Raw genomic sequence first — 2,361 nt, 5'->3', positions numbered from 1 at the left:
AGTTAAAGAAAAATGAAGTAAAGCCGTTTAAACTCGCAATTTAATAAGTAATCTGTTGCTTTAGTCGACTAGTGTCCAGTATTAGGGGGTTAGACCGAATTTGGTCCTATATAGGCCATTTCGCAACATATGGGCTCAAAATGTTGTACAAAGTGCAACTTCAAGTTGTGAAATAGCCTTTTGGCGCGCAAATTGTTGTACCACATACAACATCCTTAGATTACCCAGAAGAAATAAATGAAATTATGATCTTATATATTTAAAAAAGCGTTACGGACGTGGGGCTGCCGCCTCAAACGTCCGTAACGCTTTTACTTTAAGATTTATCAACGTAGTTATTCATCACTAACATGGCTGCGCCTACAACGATCGATTTGCTCTTCAACTCGGAAGTCAGAATCTTGAACGTGTCACGAAAAGGTTCCCACACCACCTGCCCGCACTGTTCTTCGATTAAAGGCACAATCTCACTGTAATTTTCCACCAAATCTCCACATAATATGACGGCATCGGGATTATACATGCAGACAATATTGTTAATGGTTATGCCAATGTAAAGCGAAGTTCTGGATATAATATCTTGGGCCCAGTTCTCTTCGTTCTGTGCAGCTGCAAAAAGCTGCTGGATATCGGCGGTCTCCTTGATTCGGTTTGCTTCATGCAGAATAGCCGACTCGTCGATATACGTTTGCAGACATCCTCTTTTGCCACATTCGCACATGTTGCCATTCGGATCCAGCGTGGTATGTCCTAATTCCCCGGCACTGTTTGAACCTCCGCGAAAAATGTCACCATCAATGATCAAAGAGGAGCCTACGCCGGTGCCCAACTCAATCAATGCTGTCTTTCTCGATCCGCGGGCGGACCCTAGTAAATACTCAGCAAGGATTTTCACTTTCAAGTCATTGTCAATGACCGTAAGAATATGCAGCTTGTCCTGGATAAACTGAGCGAAAGGGATATTTCTCCAGCCCAATGTCGATGAATACTGGACGATTCCCCGTTCATGGTCGATCACACCGGGCACGCCTATGCCGATGCCAATAATTTTAGACTTGTCGAGATTTTTATGCGCTATCATCAAAGTAATAGTTTCGGAAATGAGAGCGGCCGTAGCTTCAGGGGTTGTTTGCAAAGCGATATGATCAACTCGCTCCTCATGCAGAAGTTCACCGCTGAACTCCATGACTCCGAACTTAATCGCCTTTTTACCGATGTCGACACCAATTGTATAAACCGCCTGGGGATCGATATCTAACATAATCGCCTTACGTCCAACGCCTACCGAGGTTAACGCGGTTTCCCTCACCAATCCTTGTTCACATAACTCACCTACGATACGCCCTACAGATGTAGGACTTAACTTGGTGATTTTGGTGATTTCCGCTCGAGAGATGGGCCGACTCTTTTTAATGATTTCCAAAATCATCTGCTTATTGTGCAGTCTGATCACATCTTGGTCATGCTTCTCAATTTTTTTCATTTACTTGGATTCCTCTTCTTATTCCACCCATGTTAATAAATCTAATGTTAACCATCCTACACACCGCAGTCAACCATTAGCAACATGATCCCTACCCATATTTTTTAAATCTTTAATTTTTTCCGTATCGATCTCATTTATCGGATGATTATCCACTCGTACCCCTCTACCGAAATGAATCTCTTTCACACCTGTCGCTTGAAGGAAGGCAGGAATTGAACTTACGGTCAAGCCGCTTCCGGCTAAAATTTGCAGGTGAGAATGCTCCGCCTTCTTAACAAGCTGTTTGATTTCTTCTTGTGCATCAAGCACGTTTGGCTTTCCTCCAGAAGTGAGCACCCGATCAATTTGTCTATAAGATAGTAGTTCCTCTAGAGCCTTCTCCAGATTGCTTACTTCGTCAAATGCACGATGAAAAGTCACAGATAATCCCTCCGCCTCATCTAACAATCGACGCAGCGTCTCGTGATCAATCCTACGGTCTTTGGTAAGCGCCCCAAGTACAATGCCATGAGCGCCAATCTGTTTCACTGTCTGGATATCTTTCATCATCACGCCAAGATCTCTCTGGTCATAACAAAAAGATTGGCTATGCGGGCGAATCATCACTTGAACAGGGATCTTCGTGCTGTGCACAACCTCATCAATTAAGCCGTAGCTAGGCGTTAACCCGCCTTCCAGAATCCCAGTTATGAGTTCGATACGATCCGCACCGCTCTGTTCGGCCAACAAAGCATCTCTCACTGTAGTCGCAATAACTTCCAGCAGCATAATTCTCCTCCTAATATAGGGATCTTTGAGCGTAGCTCAAAGTCTCTCCGCTTTGGGATCTTTGAGCGTAGCTCAAAGTCTCTCCGCTTTGGGATCTTTGAGCGTAG

The 2,361-nt window shown here is 44.2% G+C and carries 2 protein-coding genes; both read right to left on the bottom strand.

What is annotated here, in order from left to right; translation table 11 throughout:
• Positions 1 to 316 precede the first annotated feature (316 nt).
• Positions 317 to 1,483, bottom strand: coding sequence for an ROK family transcriptional regulator (locus ASD40_RS21705; protein WP_057305254.1), 1,167 nt, complete (start codon positions 1,481 to 1,483; stop codon positions 317 to 319).
• 69 nt (positions 1,484 to 1,552) lie between these two features.
• Positions 1,553 to 2,254 (bottom strand): copper homeostasis protein CutC, encoded by a 702-nt coding sequence (locus ASD40_RS21700; protein ID WP_057305253.1) that lies wholly within the window; start codon positions 2,252 to 2,254, stop codon positions 1,553 to 1,555.
• Positions 2,255 to 2,361: the final 107 nt, after the last annotated feature.

Source organism: Paenibacillus sp. Root444D2 (genome assembly GCF_001426375.1).
GTDB lineage: Bacteria > Bacillota > Bacilli > Paenibacillales > NBRC-103111 > Paenibacillus_E.
The sequence above is the reverse complement of the archived record's forward strand: the minus strand, read 5'-3'. Positions and strand labels throughout refer to the sequence as shown.

Coding starts and splice junctions, on each gene's coding strand:
- ASD40_RS21705 (WP_057305254.1), bottom strand. CDS start 1,483: ATGAAAAAAATTGAGAAGCATGACCAAGATGTGATCAGACTGCACAAT.
- ASD40_RS21700 (WP_057305253.1), bottom strand. CDS start 2,254: ATGCTGCTGGAAGTTATTGCGACTACAGTGAGAGATGCTTTGTTGGCC.